Source organism: Pseudomonas sp. 43(2021), assembly GCF_017490805.1.
GTDB lineage: Bacteria > Pseudomonadota > Gammaproteobacteria > Pseudomonadales > Pseudomonadaceae > Aquipseudomonas.
Window position 1 is genome coordinate 13,458 of record NZ_JAFGYJ010000001.1, and the last position, 16,899, is coordinate 30,356.

General features: G+C 63.8%; 15 protein-coding genes. 5 read left to right on the forward strand and 10 right to left on the reverse strand.

Going from position 1 to position 16,899, the window contains the following annotated elements:
* Positions 1-10: 10 nt before the first annotated feature.
* From metW to J5M71_RS00100, 5 genes are all read right to left on the reverse strand, one after another.
* Positions 11-631 carry a methionine biosynthesis protein MetW gene (gene metW, locus J5M71_RS00080; protein ID WP_003249106.1) on the reverse strand — a complete coding sequence of 207 codons (621 nt, stop codon included), beginning with the start codon at positions 629-631 and terminating at the stop codon, positions 11-13.
* 7 nt (positions 632-638) lie between these two features.
* The gene (locus J5M71_RS00085; RefSeq protein WP_207828248.1) at positions 639-1,778 is read right to left on the reverse strand and encodes a homoserine O-acetyltransferase; all 1,140 of its coding nucleotides are present in this window, start codon (positions 1,776-1,778) and stop codon (positions 639-641) included.
* A 99-nt stretch (positions 1,779-1,877) separates the two neighbouring features.
* The gene (locus tag J5M71_RS00090; protein ID WP_063912070.1) at positions 1,878-2,468 is read right to left on the reverse strand and encodes a YggT family protein; all 591 of its coding nucleotides are present in this window, start codon (positions 2,466-2,468) and stop codon (positions 1,878-1,880) included.
* A gap of 10 nt (positions 2,469-2,478) precedes the next feature.
* On the reverse strand, positions 2,479-3,297 hold the full coding sequence (gene proC / locus J5M71_RS00095) for a pyrroline-5-carboxylate reductase (protein WP_207828250.1): 819 nt from the start codon (positions 3,295-3,297) through the stop codon (positions 2,479-2,481).
* A gap of 38 nt (positions 3,298-3,335) precedes the next feature.
* Complete coding sequence (locus J5M71_RS00100) at positions 3,336-4,022, reverse strand: YggS family pyridoxal phosphate-dependent enzyme (protein ID WP_207828252.1); 687 nt, start codon at positions 4,020-4,022, stop codon at positions 3,336-3,338.
* Between the two features lie 65 nt (positions 4,023-4,087).
* Here J5M71_RS00100 and J5M71_RS00105 point away from each other — a divergent pair, with 65 nt between their 5' ends.
* Positions 4,088-5,086 (forward strand): PilT/PilU family type 4a pilus ATPase, encoded by a 999-nt coding sequence (locus J5M71_RS00105; RefSeq protein WP_207828254.1) that lies wholly within the window; start codon positions 4,088-4,090, stop codon positions 5,084-5,086.
* Between the two features lie 127 nt (positions 5,087-5,213).
* On the opposite strand, the gene J5M71_RS00110 is transcribed toward J5M71_RS00105, so the two are convergent.
* Positions 5,214-5,852, reverse strand: coding sequence for a C40 family peptidase (locus J5M71_RS00110; RefSeq protein ID WP_207828256.1), 639 nt, complete (start codon positions 5,850-5,852; stop codon positions 5,214-5,216).
* Positions 5,853-6,018: 166 nt separating this feature from the next.
* Between J5M71_RS00110 and J5M71_RS00115 the strand changes: the two genes are divergently transcribed.
* On the forward strand, positions 6,019-6,435 hold the full coding sequence (locus tag J5M71_RS00115) for a TM2 domain-containing protein (protein WP_207828258.1): 417 nt from the start codon (positions 6,019-6,021) through the stop codon (positions 6,433-6,435).
* A gap of 126 nt (positions 6,436-6,561) precedes the next feature.
* Here the strand turns inward: J5M71_RS00115 and J5M71_RS00120 are convergent, their stop codons facing one another.
* The 3 genes from J5M71_RS00120 to J5M71_RS00130 all read right to left on the reverse strand — a co-directional run bounded on the left by J5M71_RS00120 (position 6,562) and on the right by J5M71_RS00130 (position 11,339).
* Complete coding sequence (locus J5M71_RS00120; protein WP_063912064.1) at positions 6,562-7,260, reverse strand: SPOR domain-containing protein; 699 nt, start codon at positions 7,258-7,260, stop codon at positions 6,562-6,564.
* A gap of 1 nt (position 7,261) precedes the next feature.
* Positions 7,262-8,998, reverse strand: coding sequence for an arginine--tRNA ligase (gene argS / locus J5M71_RS00125; RefSeq protein ID WP_207828261.1), 1,737 nt, complete (start codon positions 8,996-8,998; stop codon positions 7,262-7,264).
* Between the two features lie 121 nt (positions 8,999-9,119).
* Entirely contained in the window at positions 9,120-11,339 is a 2,220-nt protein-coding gene (locus J5M71_RS00130; RefSeq protein WP_207828263.1) for a primosomal protein N', read from the reverse strand.
* A 167-nt stretch (positions 11,340-11,506) separates the two neighbouring features.
* On the opposite strand from J5M71_RS00130, the gene rpmE reads away from it, so the two are divergent.
* The 3 genes from rpmE (at position 11,507) to J5M71_RS00145 (ending at position 13,992) form a co-directional block, all read left to right on the forward strand.
* Positions 11,507-11,722: a 50S ribosomal protein L31 gene (rpmE, locus tag J5M71_RS00135; protein ID WP_008092997.1), complete on the forward strand. Its 216-nt coding sequence runs from the start codon at positions 11,507-11,509 to the stop codon at positions 11,720-11,722.
* A 2-nt stretch (positions 11,723-11,724) separates the two neighbouring features.
* Positions 11,725-12,546, forward strand: a complete 822-nt coding sequence (locus J5M71_RS00140; RefSeq protein WP_207828273.1) for a thermonuclease family protein — start codon at positions 11,725-11,727, stop codon at positions 12,544-12,546.
* Positions 12,547-12,723: 177 nt separating this feature from the next.
* Complete coding sequence (locus tag J5M71_RS00145) at positions 12,724-13,992, forward strand: malic enzyme-like NAD(P)-binding protein (RefSeq protein WP_063912060.1); 1,269 nt, start codon at positions 12,724-12,726, stop codon at positions 13,990-13,992.
* A gap of 373 nt (positions 13,993-14,365) precedes the next feature.
* Here the strand turns inward: J5M71_RS00145 and J5M71_RS00150 are convergent, their stop codons facing one another.
* Complete coding sequence (locus J5M71_RS00150; RefSeq protein WP_207828275.1) at positions 14,366-16,819, reverse strand: penicillin-binding protein 1A; 2,454 nt, start codon at positions 16,817-16,819, stop codon at positions 14,366-14,368.
* Between the last annotated feature and the right edge of the window lie 80 nt (positions 16,820-16,899).

The window sequence follows — 16,899 nt, forward strand, 5'->3', positions numbered from 1 at the left end:
CCGGTGGGCGTCAGACCGCGAGCTGATGCTCTTGCAGGCCCGGGCTGCTGACGCGATAGATGCCGATCTCACCTAGAAGATTAGGCCAAAGCCGGCCACCCCACCCATTACGGTGCAAGTGATCGACGGCCAGGCGGTCGAGCACCTTGGCCCGGCGTTCGTGCACCAGCTCTTCGAAGTCGGCGAAGGTGCAGAAGTGGATGTTCGGCGTGTTGTACCAGGTGTACGGCATGAAGTCCGATACCGGCATGCGGCCTTTGGTCGCCAGGTACCAGCGGCAACGCCAGTGGCCGAAGTTGGGGAAGGTGATGATGCACTGGCGGCCCACGCGCAGCATCTCGTCGAGGATGCGGTCGGGGTACTCCACGGCCTGCAGGGCCTGGGTCATGATCACCACGTCGAAACTGTTGCTGGCGAAGTTGCCCAGGCCCTTGTCCAGGTCCTGCTCGATCACGTTGACGCCCTTGGCCACGCAGGCGGCGATGTTGTCGGCGTCGATTTCCAGGCCATAGCCGGTGACCTGCTTGCGGTCGCGCAGCGAGGCCAGCAGTTCGCCGCTGCCGCAGCCCAGGTCGAGTACCCGGCTGCCGGCGGGGATCCAGTCGTGGATGATTTCCAGATCGGCTCTCATGCTGTCCTCAGATGGCAATGCGGTTCATGTAGTTCGAGAAACCCTGCATGTAGCGAGGTGTGGGGATCAGGAAGGCATCGTGCCCGTAAGGCGAGTCGATCTCCAGGTAGCAGACGTTCTTGCGCGCAGCCATCAGGGCGTCGACGATCTCGCGCGAACGGGCCGGGGAGAAGCGCCAGTCGGTAGTGAACGACATGATGCAGTAATCCGCCTTGACGTGGTCCAGGGTGGCCGCCAGGTCGCCGCCTTTGGCTGCAGCCGGGTCGAAATAGTCCAGCGCCTTGGTCATCAGCAGGTAGGTGTTGGCGTCGAAACGGCCGGAGAACTCCTCGCCCTGATAGCGCAGGTAGCTCTCGACCTGGAATTCGACGCTGTGGAAGTCGTAGTTGAGCTTGTCGCTCTTCAGCTCACGGCCGAATTTTTCACCCATCGAGTCGTCCGACAGATAGGTGATGTGGCCGACCATGCGCGCCAGCATCAGGCCGCGTTTGGGGATTACCCCCTGGTCCTGGAACGAACCGCCGTGGAATTCGGGGTCGGTGAGGATGGCCTGGCGTGCCACTTCGTTGAAGGCGATGTTCTGTGCCGACAGCTTGGGCGCCGAGGCGATGTCGACGCAATGGCGCACGCGCTCGGGGTAGCTGATGGTCCACTGCAGCGCCTGCATGCCACCCAGGCTGCCACCGACTACCGCGGCCCACTGATGGATGCCCAGGCGCTCGGCCAGGCGCACCTGGCTGTGTACCCAGTCTTCCACGGTCAGCACCGGGAAGTCGGCGCCATAGGCTTTGCCGGTGGCCGGGTTGATGCTGCTGGGGCCGGTACTGCCGTTGCAGCCGCCCAGGTTGTTCAGGCTGACCACGAAGAAACGGTTGGTGTCGATCGGCTTGCCAGGGCCGATGCAGCTGTCCCACCAGCCCGGCTTGCGGTCGGTGGCGGCATGGTAGCCAGCGGCATGATGGTGGCCGGACAGGGCATGGCAGATCAGCACGGCATTGCTCGCGCTGGCGTTCAGGGTGCCATAGGTCTCGTAGACCAGTTCATAACTGGCCAGGGAGCGGCCACAGGCCAGGGCCAGCGGCTCATCGAACCGGGCTGTTTGCGGTACTACCAGACCGACGGAATCTTCGGGAAAGACAGTGGACATCGACCCTGCTCACGCTTGACGGAGGCGTAAGTCTAAAGAGCGCTACCCCCAGCGGCAAGCAAAGGCTTGCCGCTGGAAGCAACCAAGGTCAGGTGAGGCTCAGATCATCCGCCACAGCTCTTGTGGCATGCCGGCATAGGCGGCCAGCGGCGGCATGACGAACGACTGGATTACCTGGATCGCAAGGAAGGCGAAGATCGGCGAGATATCCATGCCGCCCAGGTTGGGCACGATGCGGCGGAACGGTGCCAGCACCGGCTCGCTGATCTGGTAGGCCAGTTCAGCTGCGGGGTTGTGGCTGTTGGGGGCCACCCAGGACACGATCACCATGACGATCATCGCCACCCAGAAAATCTTCAGGAATAGCGAGGTGATACCGATGATTGCCCACATCAGCAGGTGCAGGATGTCACCGAAGGTGCCGTAGGTGACCATCAGCACGAAGGCCATCAGCAGCGCCTGGATGAGCACCGACAGTAGCAGAGACGAGGTGTCCAGCCCGCCGACGCTGGGGATGACCCGGCGAATCGGCTTGAGCAGCGGCTGTGTGGCACGCACGGCGAACTGGCACAGCGGGTTGTAGAAGTTGGCCTTGACCAGCTGCAGGACGAAGCGCAGCAGGACGATCACCAGGTACAGGCTGACCAGGGTTTGCACCACGAAGATCGCGGCGCCGGACAGTGCATTCATCTATGGCTCCTTATTTGCCCAATTGTTCGGCCAGCTCTGCGGAGCGTGTGGCCGCGGCCTGCAGCGCCTGTTCGACGATGGCTTCGAAGCCGCTGGCCTGGAACGACTTGATCGCAGCTTCCGTGGTGCCGGCAGGCGAGGTGACCCGGCGGCGCAGTTCGGCGGCATCGACATCGCTGGCAACCGCCATGCGCGCGGCGCCCAGGGCTGTCTGCAGGGTCAGCTGGGAGGCGGTTTCACGTGGCAGGCCAAGCTTTTCGCCCGCCGCGGTCATGGCCTCGATCAGCAGGAAGAAGTACGCCGGGCCGCTGCCGGAGACGGCGGTCACGGCGTCCAGTTGCTGCTCCTGTTCCAGCCACAGGGCGGTGCCCACGGCCGACAGCAGTTGCTCGGCCTGCTCGCGCTGTGCGCCGGACACTTCGGCGGTGGCGTACAGGCCGCTGACGCCCTGGCGCAGCAGTGCCGGGGTGTTGGGCATGCAGCGCACCACCGGGCGAGCGCCCACCCAGCTCTGCAGGCTGGCGCAGGTGATGCCGGCGGCGATGGAAACGATCAGCTGGCCATCCTGCAGGTTCGGTTGCAGGGCCTGGCACACGGCTTTCATGACCTGCGGCTTGACCGCCAGCACGATGACGTCGGCGCCATCGATGGCCTGGGCGTTGTTCTCGAAGGTTTCGATGCCGTGCTCGGCCTGGATGCGGCTGCGGGTCTCGGCGCCCGGGTCGCTGGCGCGGATCTGCGAGGCGTCCAGGCCCTGGGCACGCAGACCACCGATCAGGCTGGCGGCCATGTTGCCGGCGCCGATAAAGGCAATACGAGTCTTGCTCATGTCAGGTCCTTGTGGGGAAGAGTGAGTAAAGCATGGAATCAGGGCTGCCCGTAGTCGCGGGCACCGAACAGGGCGGTGCCGATACGCACCCAGGTCGCCCCCTGTGCAATGGCCGCTTCCAGGTCGTGGCTCATGCCCATGGACAGGGTGTCCAGGCCAAGGCCCAGGCCTTCCTGCAGCTGGCGCAGGGTGGCGAAGGCGGCTTCCTGGGCGGCTCGGTCATCGGTGGGTTCGGGGATGGCCATCAGCCCGCGCAGGCACAGGTTGGGCAGCGCGGCTACCGCCTTGGCCAGGGCCGGCAGGTCGGCAGGGGCGCAGCCAGACTTGCTGTCTTCGCCGCTGACGTTCACCTGCAGGCAGATGTTCAGTGGCGCCAGCCCGGCCGGGCGCTGCTCCGACAGGCGTTGGGCGATTTTCAGGCGGTCCACGGAATGTACCCAGTCGAAATGCTCGGCGATGGCCTTGGTCTTGTTCGACTGAATGGGGCCGATGAAGTGCCAGATCAAGGGCAGGTCGCTGAGTGCCTGCTGCTTTGTCAGCGCTTCCTGTAGGTAATTTTCCCCGACATCGCGTACGCCAGCGGCATGGATCTCACGGATGGCGCTGGCTGGCTTGGTCTTGCTCACGGCCAGCAACTGGACGCTGGCCGGATCGCGCCCGGCAGCCTGGGCAGCGCTGGTGATACGGGCGGAAATAGCGGAAAGGTTGTCTGCTAGGGTGGACATGGACTGATGCCGGCGGCTGTGGGGTTTGCGGCATTCTACCTACTTGAAGGCCTTTGGGGAGTCTCATGGATGTGACCGACCTGTTGGCCCGGGCTGTAGATGCGGGGGCTTGCGACCTGCACCTGGCAGCGGGGCAGATACCGATGTTGCGCCTGGATGGCGAGCTGCAGCGCATGGCCCTGCCGGCCTTGTGCTCGGCCGCCTTGATCGAGGGGCTGGCACCCATGTTGGGTGAAGACCAGCGCCGGCAATGGGCCCAGGGTGATGAGCTGGACCTGGCGCTGGAACTGCCTGCGCTCGGGCGCTTTCGGCTGAACCTGTTTCGCCAGTTGCATGGCCCTGCCGCCACCTTTCGCCTGATCCCGCGGCGCATCGCCACGCTCGATGAACTCGACCTGAGGGATGTGTTTCAAGCTGTTGCGCAGTGCAGTGATGGCTTGATCCTGGTGGGTGGGCCGACCGGCAGCGGCAAGTCCAGCACCCTGGCGACGCTACTGGACCAGCTGAACCGTGATCGGGCACTGCATATCATTACCCTCGAAGACCCTGTCGAAGTTATCCACAGCAGCCAGCGCAGCCTGGTCAACCAGCGTGAGATCGGTCGCCACTGCGGTGGGTTCGCCCAAGGGCTACGCAGTGCCCTGCGCCAGGACCCGGATGTGATCATGATCGGTGAGCTGCGCGACCTGGAAACCATTCGCCTGGCCTTGCGCGCGGCCGAGACCGGGCACCTGGTGCTGGCGACCGTGCATACGCGTTCGGCGGCCAACAGCATTGACCGGTTGGTGGAGGTGTTTGCTGCCGAGGAAAAGCCGCTGGTGCGGACGATGCTGGCCGAGTCATTGCGCCTGGTGGTGGCGCAGGTACTGGTCAGGCGTGCGGGTGGTGGGCGGATTGCGGCGCGGGAAGTGCTGGTGGTGACGCCAGCGGTGCGCAACCTGGTTCGGGAGGGGCGGATGGCGCAGTTGTGTTCGGTGATGCAGGCGGGTGGTGCGGACGGGATGCGGACGATGGAGGGGGCGATGCGAGGGTTGAAGGAGAGGGGGCTGATCAGCGATCTATAGTGCCTGTGCTGGCCCTTTCGCGGGTAAACCCGCTCCCACATGGATAACACAGCCTTCGAATGCTGTGGTGTACCTGTGGGAGCGGGTTTACCCGCGAAGAGGCCCGGGCAGGAGAGCGCCGATCAGCTCAGCGCTTGGCCAGGTTCAGCTGCTGCTGTTCTTTCGGCAGCACCCGCTTGGCCACTACGTAATGCTTCTGCCAGTAAGGCTTGCTCAGGGTGTCGATGCTTACCCGCTTGCCACGGCGTGGTGCATGGATGAAGCGGTCGTTGCCCAGGTAGATGGCAACGTGGTTCACCCGGCGGCTCTTGATGTTGAAGAAGATCAGGTCACCTGGCTTCAGGTCACCCTTGGCCACCTTCACGCCGTGGCCCTGGGCCATGGCATTGGAGGTGCGCGGCAGGTCGACGTCGGCGACGTCGTTGAAGGCGTATTTGACCAGCCCGCTGCAGTCGAAGCCTTTCTTCGGGCTGCTGCCACCCCAGACATAAGGGGTGCCGAGCACATTCACCGCACGGCTGAGCACATCGCTGCTCTGCTTCGGCGACATGGCAGCGATCGGCATGCCGGGCACGCCGCGGCTGCTGCTGGCAGCATTGCCTGGGCGGGTGCGCAGCGCGGTCTGCTTGACCGGTGCGTGTCTCACCGAGGCGTTGGTGGTATAGCCGGTGAAACCATTGGGAAGACGTTGCTCACGGTTGGTGGCGTGGGCGGCCAGGGGCAATAATAGGCAGAGGGTCAGCCATGTCTTGAGTAAAGGCGGCATAGATGAAGCTCTTATGAATAGTTATGTGTTGGGCGCGCAACTTTATAACAGCTTTTTGATCAGTCTTTGATCCGTTGGTCGATTGTTCAGGTGCCGTACGTCGGCCTGCGACAAGAAAGTCACATTTTTTTTTAGAAAATTTTCGGATAACCCAAGGGGGCTATGAATGAACAGTTATCAACAGGGGGCGCCGTTTCACGACACCCACAGCAAGACCATTGGCTATCTGCTATGGATTTTCGGCTTTACCGGGTCGCATCGCTTCTATTACGGCAAGCCCGTCACCGGCACCATCTGGTTCTTCACCCTGGGCCTGCTGGGCATCGGTTGGTTGATCGACCTGTTCCTGATCCCGTCCATGGACCGTGAAGCCGACCTGAGGTTCCAGTCCGGGCGCGTTGACTACAACATCGCCTGGATCCTGCTGACCTTCCTCGGGGTGTTTGGCCTGCACCGGCTGTACCAGGGCAAGTGGGTGACCGCGATCATCTACTTCTTTACCGGCGGGCTGTTCCTGGTGGGGGTGCTGTATGACTTCTGGACACTGAACAGCCAGGTTTCCGAGCGGAACGCATCGCGCTGAAATTATTCGCGGGTGAACCCGCTCCTACAGGCACCATAGAGCCCTGTGGGAGCGGGTTCACCCGCGAAGAGGCCGGAAGCGCCTATGAAAAAGGCCTGTCGCACCGAAGCGGCAAGGCCTTTTTTGTTACTGACGGGTCTGCCGCTGCTGCAGCAACAGGTTGCTGAAACCTGCCCCGGCCAACTGTTTCTGCGCCCCGGTAAGCTGCTCACGGTTGCTGAACGGGCCCACCAGTACGCGGTACCAGGTTTCGTCCTTGACCGTGCCCGACTCTACCTTCACTGCCTGGCCCAGCAGAATGATCTGCGCGCGCACCTTGTCGGCATCGGCCTGCTTGCGGAACGAGCCTGCCTGCAGGAAGAACTGGGTGGTCGCCGCCGGCTTGATCACCGGTGGTGCCGGTGGCGGAGTCTGCCCCATCAGCGCTGCCTGGGCGCGCGCCGTGTCGATCTTCGCCGCTTCGGCCGGTGTCACCGGAGTCACCGGTTGGGCCGGTACTGGAGGCGTTTTCTCTGGCACGGCCTCCGGCGGCACGATCACCTCGGACTCCGGCAGCAGCGTGTAGAAGTCATACTTCGGCTTCACCGGCTGCTGCGGGGTGGCCTGCGCCGGCTTGCCGGCTTCGGCCACTTTCTCCGCCTTCTGCTGCTCAGGCTTGGTGCGCTTGATGTCTTCGCCACCGGGCTCGAGTTTCATCAGGAACACGATGAACGCGCCTACGGTCAGGCCGACCGCCAGCCATACCCAACCGGGAATCGGCTGCTTGGCCGGCGCCGTCTGGCGGCTGGCGCCGCGTTTGGGTGCGGGTTTTTTCTTGGCAGCCAACTTACATGCGCTCCAGGGTTTCCAGGCCGAGCAGTTCCAGACCTTGCTTGAGGGTGCGGCCAGTCAGGGCTGCCAGGCGCAGGCGGCTCTGTTGTTGCTCCGGGGTATCGGCAGCCAGAATCGGGCAGTTCTCGTAGAAGCTGGAGAACAGGCCGGCCAGGTCGTACAGGTAGCTGCACAGCACGTGCGGCGTGCCCTTGTCGGCGACGTTGTTGAGGATTTCGCCAAACTGCGCCAGGCGCGCGGCCAGGTCCTGCTCGTGGGCAGCCTGCAGCACGATGTTGCCTTCGACTTCATCGAAGCCCTTGCCCAGCTTGCGGAACACGCCGGCCACGCGGGTGTAGGCGTACAACAGGTAAGGCGCGGTGTTGCCTTCGAAGTTGAGCATCAGTTCGAAGTTGAAGCTGTAGTCGCTGGTGCGGTGCTTGGACAGGTCGGCGTACTTCACCGCGCCAATGCCCACCACTTCACCGATGTGGCGCAGTTCTTCGTCGGCCAGGCTCGGGTTCTTTTCCTTGACCAGCGCGTAGGCGCGCTCCTTGGCCTCGGTGAGCAGGTCGATCAGCTTCACGGTGCCGCCGTCACGGGTCTTGAACGGGCGGCCGTCGGCGCCGTTCATGGTGCCGAAGCCCATGTGTTCCATCTGCATCGGGTGGCCGACGAAGCCTGCGCGGCGTGCAACTTCGAACACCTGGTTGAAGTGCAGGGCCTGGCGCTGGTCGACGAAGTACAGGGCGCGGTCCGCCTTGAGCACGTTGCTGCGGTAGCGCACGGCGGCCAGGTCGGTGGTGGCGTACAGGTAGCCGCCGTCGGCCTTCTGCACGATTACCGGCAGTGGTTCGCCTTCGCTGTTCTTGAACTCGTCGAGGAACACGCACTGGGCGCCCTGGTCTTCGACCAGCAGGCCCTTGGCCTTGAGGTCGGCAACCACGTTGGCCAGGTCGTCGTTGTAGGCGCTTTCACCCATCACGTCGGCCATGGTCAGCTTGACGTTGAGCAGCTCGTAGGTTTTCTGGCAGTGCGACAGCGAAATGTCCTTGAAGCGCGTCCACAGGGCCATGCAGTCCGCGTCGCCGGCCTGCAGCTTGACCACCAGGCCGCGGGCGCGGGTGGCGAATTCTTCGGATTCGTCGAAGCGCTTCTTGGCGGCACGGTAGAAGTTTTCCAGGTCCGACAGCTCGTCGCTGGTGATCGGGTTTTCTTCCAGGTAAGCCAGCAGCATGCCGAACTGGGTGCCCCAGTCGCCCACGTGGTTCTGGCGGATCACGTCATCACCGAGAAACTCCAGCACGCGCGCCACACTGTCACCGATGATGGTCGAACGCAGGTGGCCGACGTGCATCTCCTTGGCCAGGTTGGGTGCCGACATGTCGATCACCACCTTTTGCGCAGGGCCGGCCTTGCGCGCGCCCAGGTGGGCGTCGGCCAGTGCAGCATCCAGGCGGTTGGCCAGGGCGTCGGTGTTCTGGAAGAAGTTGAGGAAGCCGGGGCCGGCGATCTCGACCTTGCTGATGTCGGCGCTGGCCGGCAGGGCATTGATCAGTTTCTCGGCCAGGTCGCGCGGCTTCATGCCGGCCGGCTTGGCCAGCATCATGGCGATGTTGCTGGCAAAGTCGCCGTGGGTCTTGTCCCGGGCGTTTTCCACCTGGATCGCCGGCGACAGCCCTTCAGGCAGCACACCGTCGGTGACGAGTTGGGTGAGGGCTTGCTGGATCAGCTGGCGAATGGTGTCTTTCATGGGGATCTCTTTTCGACCGCAAGCGCGGTGGAGCGCTTGGATGCGCAGGTGGAAAAACTGGGCATTATCCGTGGCTGGGGGCGGGTTGCCAACCTTTGGGGCTGCAAAGCAGCCCGCAGGATCAATAAAGGTCTACCGGGTCGACATCCAGCGACCAGCGCACCTGGCGCCCGCTCGGCATCTGCTCCAACACTAGCAACCAGGCGCTGATCAGTCGATGCAAAGGCGCCCGCGTATTGGCCTGTATCAACAATTGCGCGCGGAAGCGCCCGGCGCGGCGCTCCATGGGGGCCGGTACCGGCCCCAGCAGCTCGATGCCAGGCAGCTGCTGTTCGGCCACCAGGCGCTCGGCGGCGGCACAGGCCTCGTCGAGGAAACCTTCGGCCTGCCCGGGCTTGTGCGCTTCGGCGCGCAGCAGTGCCAGGTGCGAGTAAGGCGGCAGCCCGGCGGCGCGGCGTTCGTCCAGGGCCTGCTCGGCGAAGGCGAAGTAGCCCTGCTCGGTAAGCTGCACCAGCAGCGGATGGTCGGCCAGGTGGGTCTGGATGATGACCTTGCCGGGTTCTTCGGCCCGCCCGGCTCGCCCGGCAACCTGCACGATCAGCTGCGCCATGCGTTCGCTGGCGCGGAAATCGCCGGAGAACAGCCCGCCATCGGCATCGAGGATGGCCACCAGGGTCACCCGCGGGAAGTGGTGGCCCTTGGCGAGCATCTGGGTGCCGACAAGGATGCTCGGCTGGCCGCGCTGGATGGTGCTGAACAGGTTGTGCATGGCGTCCTTGCGTGCCGTGCTGTCGCGGTCCACGCGCAGGATCGGGTAATCCGGGAACAGCACTTTCAGGCGCTCTTCGGCGCGCTCGGTGCCGGCACCGACCGGGCGCAGGTCAACGTGGTTGCACTGCGGGCACTGCTGCGGCAGGCGCTCGTCATAGCCGCAATGGTGGCAGCGCAGCACGCCGGAGCGCTGGTGCACGGTCATGCGTGCATCGCAGCGCGGGCATTCGGACAGCCAGCCGCAATCGTGGCACAGCAAGGTCGGGGCGAAGCCGCGGCGGTTGAGGAACACCAGCACTTGCTGGCCCGCCTCCAGGGTCTGGCGGATGGCCTGCTGCAGCGGACCGCTGATGCCGCTGTCCAGCGGCAGGCTCTTCACATCCAGACGCAGCATGCGCGGCGGGCGGGCGCCGCCGGCGCGCTGGTTCATGCGCAGCAGGCGGTAGCGACCGGTCAGGGCGTTGTGCAGGGTTTCCAGCGATGGCGTGGCAGAACCGAGCAGGATCGGGATGTTTTCCTGGTGGGCGCGCACCAGCGCCAGGTCGCGGGCGTGGTAGCGCAAGCCTTCCTGCTGTTTATAGGAACCGTCGTGCTCCTCGTCGATGATGATCAGGCCGGGGTTCTTCATCGGCGTGAACAGCGCCGAGCGGGTGCCGATGATGATGTCGGCCTCGCCATCCCGGGCGGCCAGCCAGGCATCCAGGCGCTCGCGGTCGTTCACCGCCGAATGCAGCAGGGCGATGCGGGCGTTGAAGCGTTGCTCGAAGCGGGCCAGGGTCTGTGGGCCGAGGTTGATCTCCGGGATCAGTACCAGGGCCTGCTTGCCGGCTTCGAGGGTTTCGCGGATCAGCTGCAGGTACACCTCGGTCTTGCCGCTGCCGGTGACACCGGCCAGCAGGAAGGCACCAAAGCCGCCAAAGCCTTCGCATACGGCGTCGAAGGCGTCGCGTTGCTCTTCGTTGAGCGGTAGTTCCGGCTGGGCCAGCCAGTGTTCATGGCGCAGTGTCGGCAGGTGGCGACGGACCTCGATCTGCACCAGGTCCTTGGCCAGCAGCAGGTCGAGGCTGTCCTTGTTCAGGTTGAGCTTGGCCAGCAGGCTGTGGGCCACACCGTGCGGGTGCTGGGCCAGGGTCTTGAGGGCATCGCGCTGGCGTGGTGCGCGGGCGATGCGCGGGTCTTCCAGGCGGGCGCCGGGGGCGACGTGCCAGAAGCGCTCCTGGCGCATTTCGGCGGGTTCACCCTGGCGCAACAGGGTTGGCAAGGCCCAGCTCAGCGTGTCGCCCAGGCTGTGCTGGTAGTACTGGGCGGTCCACAGGCACAATTTGAATAGCGACGGCGGGATCGGCGACACCGGGTCGAGCAGGGCGCTGGCCGGCTTTAGCTTGTCGGCTGGCACTTCGCTCTGCTCGCACACCTCCACCAGCACGCCGATCATTTCGCGGCGGCCGAATGGCACGCGAATGCGCATGCCCGGGCTCAGGGTCTGGCGCGCCATGCTTGCCGGCGCCTTGTAGTCGAACAGGCGACGCAGCGGAGAGGGCAGGGCAAGGCGCAGGATGACGTCGGACACGCGGAAAGTCTCGGAGGGCGTTTCAAAGACTGGCGAGCCTAGCAGACGACGGTCGGTGCAAGCGACAACTTGCGTTGGCGTGATGCTCTGGTATTATTCGCCGCCTAATTACGTGCGGTATTCAACAATTGGTGTTGGGTGGCGGCACGCAGCTCGAGGAAGTGACCATGAAAGCAGATATTCATCCGAACTACGAAGTAGTTGCAGTCACCTGCAGCTGCGGCAACAAATTCGAAACGCGTTCGACCCTGGGCAACACCCTGGCGATCGACGTTTGCAACCTGTGCCACCCGTTCTACACCGGTAAGCAGAAAGTCCTGGACACCGGTGGTCGCGTACAGAAGTTCGCCGATCGCTTCGGTATGTTCGGTACCAAGAAGTAATCATGCGCATGGCGAATCCTTCGGGCTTCGCGTTGCTGCTGAAAAAAGCGCCCCTTGTGGGCGCTTTTTTTATGGGCGTCATCTGGCATGTCCCGGCCCTGGCGTTCTGCCCACTGCCAGGGCAAATGCAGCAGGTGGCGGTACGCCAGGTGGTGGATGGCGATACCTTGCGCCTGGTCGATGGCCGCAGTGTGCGCCTGATCGGCATAAATACCCCGGAAATCGGCCGCAACGGCCGCACCAGCGAGCCCTATGCCGAGGCCGCCAGGCAGCGCCTGCAGGCGTTGGTCAAGGCCAGTGACGGGCGTGTCGGGCTGGTGCCGGGCATCGAGGCCAGGGACAAATACGGCCGTACGCTGGCGCACATCTACGGCCGCAATGGCGACAATCTGGAAGCGCAATTGCTCAGCGAGGGCCTGGGTTATCGTGTGGCGGTTGCCCCCAATGTGCGCCTCAGCGCTTGCCAACAGCTTGCCGAGCAGGCAGCGCGCAAGGCTGGCAGCGGACTGTGGCGCCGTTCGCCGGTGGTGCGTGCTGGGGATGTGAGGCAGTCGGGTTTCGCGATCATTGCAGGCCGCATCGAAGGCGTGGAGCGCAACCGGGGCGGGGTCTGGCTGACCCTGGACAGTGCTGTGGTGCTGCAGGTTCCCGCTCGTCTGCAACGCAACTTCCCCGCCAGCTTCTTCGATAACCTCAAGGGACGCCAGGTCGAAGCGCGTGGTTGGGTGCTGGATCGTTCCCGCAAGGGCGGCCTCAAACCTGGGCAGCGACGCTGGGTGTTGCCGTTGACCGATCCGAGCATGTTGGAGCGCATTTCAGGCTAAAAGATGTAGACATTTCGCTATTAGATTGTACACACTGTGAGCCGTATGCCCCGTGGGTTATAGCGTAAAGTCGTAGGCTAAAGGCCTTGACACAAGTGACCGACCAGTCTTGTGACTCCCCGGCTCTTTGCGTATCCTCGGCGGTCCGTCAGAACAGTAAATAGCGGAATGCCCACCATGTCAGACCTGAAAACCGCCGCTCTCGAATACCACGCTCAACCTCGTCCGGGGAAACTGAGCGTCGAGCTCTCCAAGCCCACTGCCACCGCCCGTGACCTCGCCCTGGCCTACAGCCCAGGTGTTGCTGAGCCCGTGCGCGAAATCGGCCGTGATCCAGAGCTGGCTTACAAATACACCGGCAAAGGCAACCTGGTTGCGGTGATTTCCGATGGCACCGCCATCCTCGGTCTGGGCGACCTCGGCCCACTGGCTTCCAAGCCGGTCATGGAAGGCAAGGGTGTTCTGTTCAAGCGTTTCGCCGGTATCGACGTGTTCGACATCGAAGTCGAATCGGAAAGCCCGCAAGCGTTCATCGACACCGTTCGCCGCATCTCGATCACCTTCGGTGGCATCAACCTCGAAGACATCAAGGCACCTGAGTGCTTTGAAATCGAGCGCACCCTGATCGAACAGTGCGACATCCCGGTATTCCACGATGACCAGCACGGTACCGCCATCGTGACCGCGGCCGGCATGATCAACGCCCTGGAAATCGCCGGCAAGAAGCTGGAAGACGCCAAGATCGTCTGCCTGGGTGCCGGCGCTGCGGCCATCTCCTGCATGAAGCTGCTGGTGAGCATGGGTGCCAAGGTCGAGAACATCTACATGATCGACCGCAGCGGCGTGATTCACGCTGGCCGTGACGACCTGAACCAGTACAAGGCTCAGTTCGCTCACGCCACCGACAAGCGCACCCTGGCTGACGCCCTCGACGGTGCCGACGTGTTCGTAGGCCTGTCCGGCCCGAACCTGCTGAGCGCCGAAGGCCTGAAGTCGATGGCTGCCAACCCGATCGTGTTCGCCTGCTCGAACCCGGACCCGGAAATCGCGCCAGAGCTGGCTCACGCCACTCGCAGCGACGTGATCATGGCGACCGGTCGTTCCGACTACCCGAACCAGGTCAACAACGTACTGGGCTTCCCGTTCATCTTCCGTGGTGCCCTGGACGTTCGCGCCAAGCGCATCAACGAAGAAATGAAGATCGCTGCCGCCATCGCCCTGAAAGACCTGGCCAAGCTGCCAGTGCCGAAGGAAGTGTGCGACGCCTACGGCGTACAGGCTCTGGAGTTCGGCCGTGAGTACATCATTCCGAAGCCGCTGGACGCCCGCCTGATCACCGTCGTTTCCGACGCTGTGGCCAAGGCCGCCATCGAATCCGGCGTGGCTACCCTGCCGTATCCGAAGCACTACCCGCTGACCAGCGTGGATGACGTGTTCAAAGGCTGATTGCTGCCTGGCGACACAAAAAAGCCCCGGCTCGCATGAGCCGGGGCTTTTTGTTGGCTCATGAGAATGTGTCAGGGCTGCAAGGTGCTTGTCACAACATTTTTGGCGCCTATGAGATCGAGCGCCGCCCGCGCGGCGCATCGCGAGCGAAGCTCGCTCCTACATTTGTTTCGGGCCAGTTATTCCTGAAATAGAAGCGCGCGGCCCCCTGGCGTCCACCTCGATATTGTGTCGGGCAAACAAGGCGGTCGCGTGCGTTGGTGCAGGCGATACCGGCCCGAAACAAATGTAGGAGCGAGCTTCGCTCGCGATGCGCCGCGCGGGCGGCGCTCGATTTACGCGCCCACGTAAAACCTGAGCCGAACGCCCTGCTTCAGAACAAATCCATCGGTGCCGCTTCATCCGCCGGCAGCGGGCTGCCCGGTGCTGCGCCAGTGCCCAGTTCGTCCACCGACGGCGGCGAGTCCTCGGCCTTGAACAGCTCGAAGTAGGCATTCGGCGTGCTCGGCGAAGCGGCACGGCCGCTGACCGGGTCGACGCGCAGACTGAGGATGCCTTCCGGCTCGGCAGGCGCATGCTCAGGCTTGTCCTTGAGTGCCGCACCCATGAAACTCATCCAGATCGGTAGCGCCACGGTGCCGCCATACTCGCGGCGGCCCAGGGTTTCGGGCTGGTCGAAACCAACCCACACGGTAGTCACGTAGTCGGCGTTGTAGCCGGAGAACCAGGCGTCCTTGGACTCGTTGGTGGTACCGGTCTTGCCTGCCAGGTCGGTACGGCCCAGGGCCAGCGCCCGGCGACCGGTACCGCGCTTGATCACGTCCTGCAGCATGCTGGTGAGGATGTAGGTGGTGCGCCCGTCGATGATCTGCTCGGCCACCGCCGGCGCTTGCGGTGCAGACGCCACCTGGCTGAAGGCAGCGGGTGCCTCGCCCGGCATGGCTGCGGTGCTGATCGGCTGTTCGGGCGCTGCCAGGCCCGCCTGGTCCTCGGCTCCTTGCGGTACCCGGGCCGGGTTGGCGGTAAACAGCGTCTCGCCGCTGCGGCTTTCGATGCGCTCGATCAGGTACGGGGTGATCTTGTAGCCGCCGTTGGCAAAGGTGCTCCAGCCGGTAGCGATTTCCATCGGGGTCAGGGTGGCGGTGCCCAGTGCCAGCGACAGGTTGCGTGGCAAGTCCTGCTTGTTGAAGCCGAACTTGGCGATGTAGTCGATGGTGCGGTCCACGCCCATGGCCTGCAGCAGGCGGATCGACACCAGGTTGCGTGACTTGTACAGCGCCTCGCGCATGCGGATCGGGCCAAGGAAGGTATTGGTGTCGTTCTTCGGCCGCCAGACCTTGTCCAGGTACTCGTCGACGAACACGATCGGTGCGTCGTTCACCAGGCTGGATGCGGTATAGCCACTGTCCAGGGCGGCACTGTAGACGAACGGCTTGAAGCTCGAGCCCGGCTGACGCTTGGCCTGCATGGCGCGGTTGTAGTTGCTCTGCTCGAACGAGAAACCGCCGACCAGGGCGCGGATGGCGCCGTTGTAGGGGTCGAGGGTGACCAGTGCACTCTGCGCCCCAGGTACCTGGCTGAACTTGAGCTTGCCATCCTCCAGGCGCTGCACGCGCACCAGGTCGCCGACCTGGGCCACGTCCGCCGGTGACTGCGGCGCACGGCCCTGGGAGTTGCTGTTGATGAACGGGCGCGCCCATTTCATGGTGTCCCAGGCAACCAGCTCTTCCTGGCCAGCGCGGGTCAGCACCTTGAGGCCGTTTTTTTCGACCTGGGTGACGATGGCCGGTTCCAGGCCGCCTAGGCTGCGCTGCTTGCCCAGTTCCTGCAGCCAGACCGCCTGGGTGCGGCCCGGGAAGCGTGCTTCGGGGCCGCGATAGCCGTGGCGCTCGTCGTAGTCGGAGAGGCCGTTGAGGATGGCCTTGTTGGCCATTTCCTGCATGTCGCTGGGCACCGTGGTGGTAACGCGGAAGCCTTCGGTATAGGCGTCGCTGCCGTAGCGGCCGACCATTTCGGCACGGGCCATTTCGGCGATGTAAGGCGCATTCACTTCAGGTGCGGGCACGTGGTAGCTGGCGTTGAGTGGCTCGGCCAGGGCTGCCTGGTAGCTGGCTTCGTCGATCTTGCCCAGCTTGTACATGCGGCCGAGGATCCAGTCGCGGCGTTCTTTGGCGCGCACCGGGTTGGCCAGCGGGTTGAAGCGCGAAGGTGCCTTGGGCAGGCCGGCGATCATCGCCATCTGCGCCAGGCTCACGTCGCGGATCGACTTGCCGTAGTACACCTGTGCAGCGGCGTCGATACCGTAGGCGCGGTTGCCCAGGTAGATCTTGTTCACGTACAGCTCGAGGATCTCGTCCTTGGTCAGCTCACGCTCGATCTGCAGGGCCAGCAGGATCTCGTTGGTCTTGCGCGAGAAACTGCGCTCGCTGGTGAGGAAGAAGTTCTTCGCCACCTGCATGGTGATGGTACTGCCGCCGGTCTGGATATGCCCGGTTTTCACCAGCTGGGTCGCGGCGCGCATCAGGCTGCTGGGGTCGACACCGTAGTGGTTGAGGAAATTGTCGTCCTCGGCCGACAGAAGCGCCTGGATGAACTGTGGGGGAATTTCCGCGAAACGGATTGGTGAGCGACGCATTTCGCCGAACTCGGCAATCAGCTTGCCGTCGCTGCTGTACACCCTGAGGGGGATCTGCAACTGGATGCTTCTGAGCGATTCGACCGAGGGCAGGCTGGGGCTAAGATACAGAAACGCACCGCTCACACCGAGTACGAGCGCGCAGATGACTGCGACGGAAGACCACCAGAAGAACTTCAGCAGGCGTATCAAGGCTTTTCGGTGTCCAGGTTGGGAGTGGATTGCGTGCAGGTCCGGCGGACCAGAAAACGCTGGGCATTATAAGCATTTTT

Excerpts from the sequence above, each read along its gene's own strand:
- J5M71_RS00110 (WP_207828256.1), bottom strand. The coding sequence starts at position 5,852 with ATGCCGCCTTTACTCAAGACATGGCTGACCCTCTGCCTATTATTGCCC.
- rpmE (WP_008092997.1), top strand. The coding sequence starts at position 11,507 with ATGAAAGCAGATATTCATCCGAACTACGAAGTAGTTGCAGTCACCTGC.
- J5M71_RS00105 (WP_207828254.1), top strand. The coding sequence starts at position 4,088 with ATGGATGTGACCGACCTGTTGGCCCGGGCTGTAGATGCGGGGGCTTGC.
- J5M71_RS00145 (WP_063912060.1), top strand. The coding sequence starts at position 12,724 with ATGTCAGACCTGAAAACCGCCGCTCTCGAATACCACGCTCAACCTCGT.
- proC (WP_207828250.1), bottom strand. The coding sequence starts at position 3,297 with ATGAGCAAGACTCGTATTGCCTTTATCGGCGCCGGCAACATGGCCGCC.
- J5M71_RS00090 (WP_063912070.1), bottom strand. The coding sequence starts at position 2,468 with ATGAATGCACTGTCCGGCGCCGCGATCTTCGTGGTGCAAACCCTGGTC.
- metW (WP_003249106.1), bottom strand. The coding sequence starts at position 631 with ATGAGAGCCGATCTGGAAATCATCCACGACTGGATCCCCGCCGGCAGC.
- argS (WP_207828261.1), bottom strand. The coding sequence starts at position 8,998 with ATGAAAGACACCATTCGCCAGCTGATCCAGCAAGCCCTCACCCAACTC.
- J5M71_RS00115 (WP_207828258.1), top strand. The coding sequence starts at position 6,019 with ATGAACAGTTATCAACAGGGGGCGCCGTTTCACGACACCCACAGCAAG.
- J5M71_RS00085 (WP_207828248.1), bottom strand. The coding sequence starts at position 1,778 with ATGTCCACTGTCTTTCCCGAAGATTCCGTCGGTCTGGTAGTACCGCAA.
- J5M71_RS00140 (WP_207828273.1), top strand. The coding sequence starts at position 11,725 with ATGCGCATGGCGAATCCTTCGGGCTTCGCGTTGCTGCTGAAAAAAGCG.
- J5M71_RS00100 (WP_207828252.1), bottom strand. The coding sequence starts at position 4,022 with ATGTCCACCCTAGCAGACAACCTTTCCGCTATTTCCGCCCGTATCACC.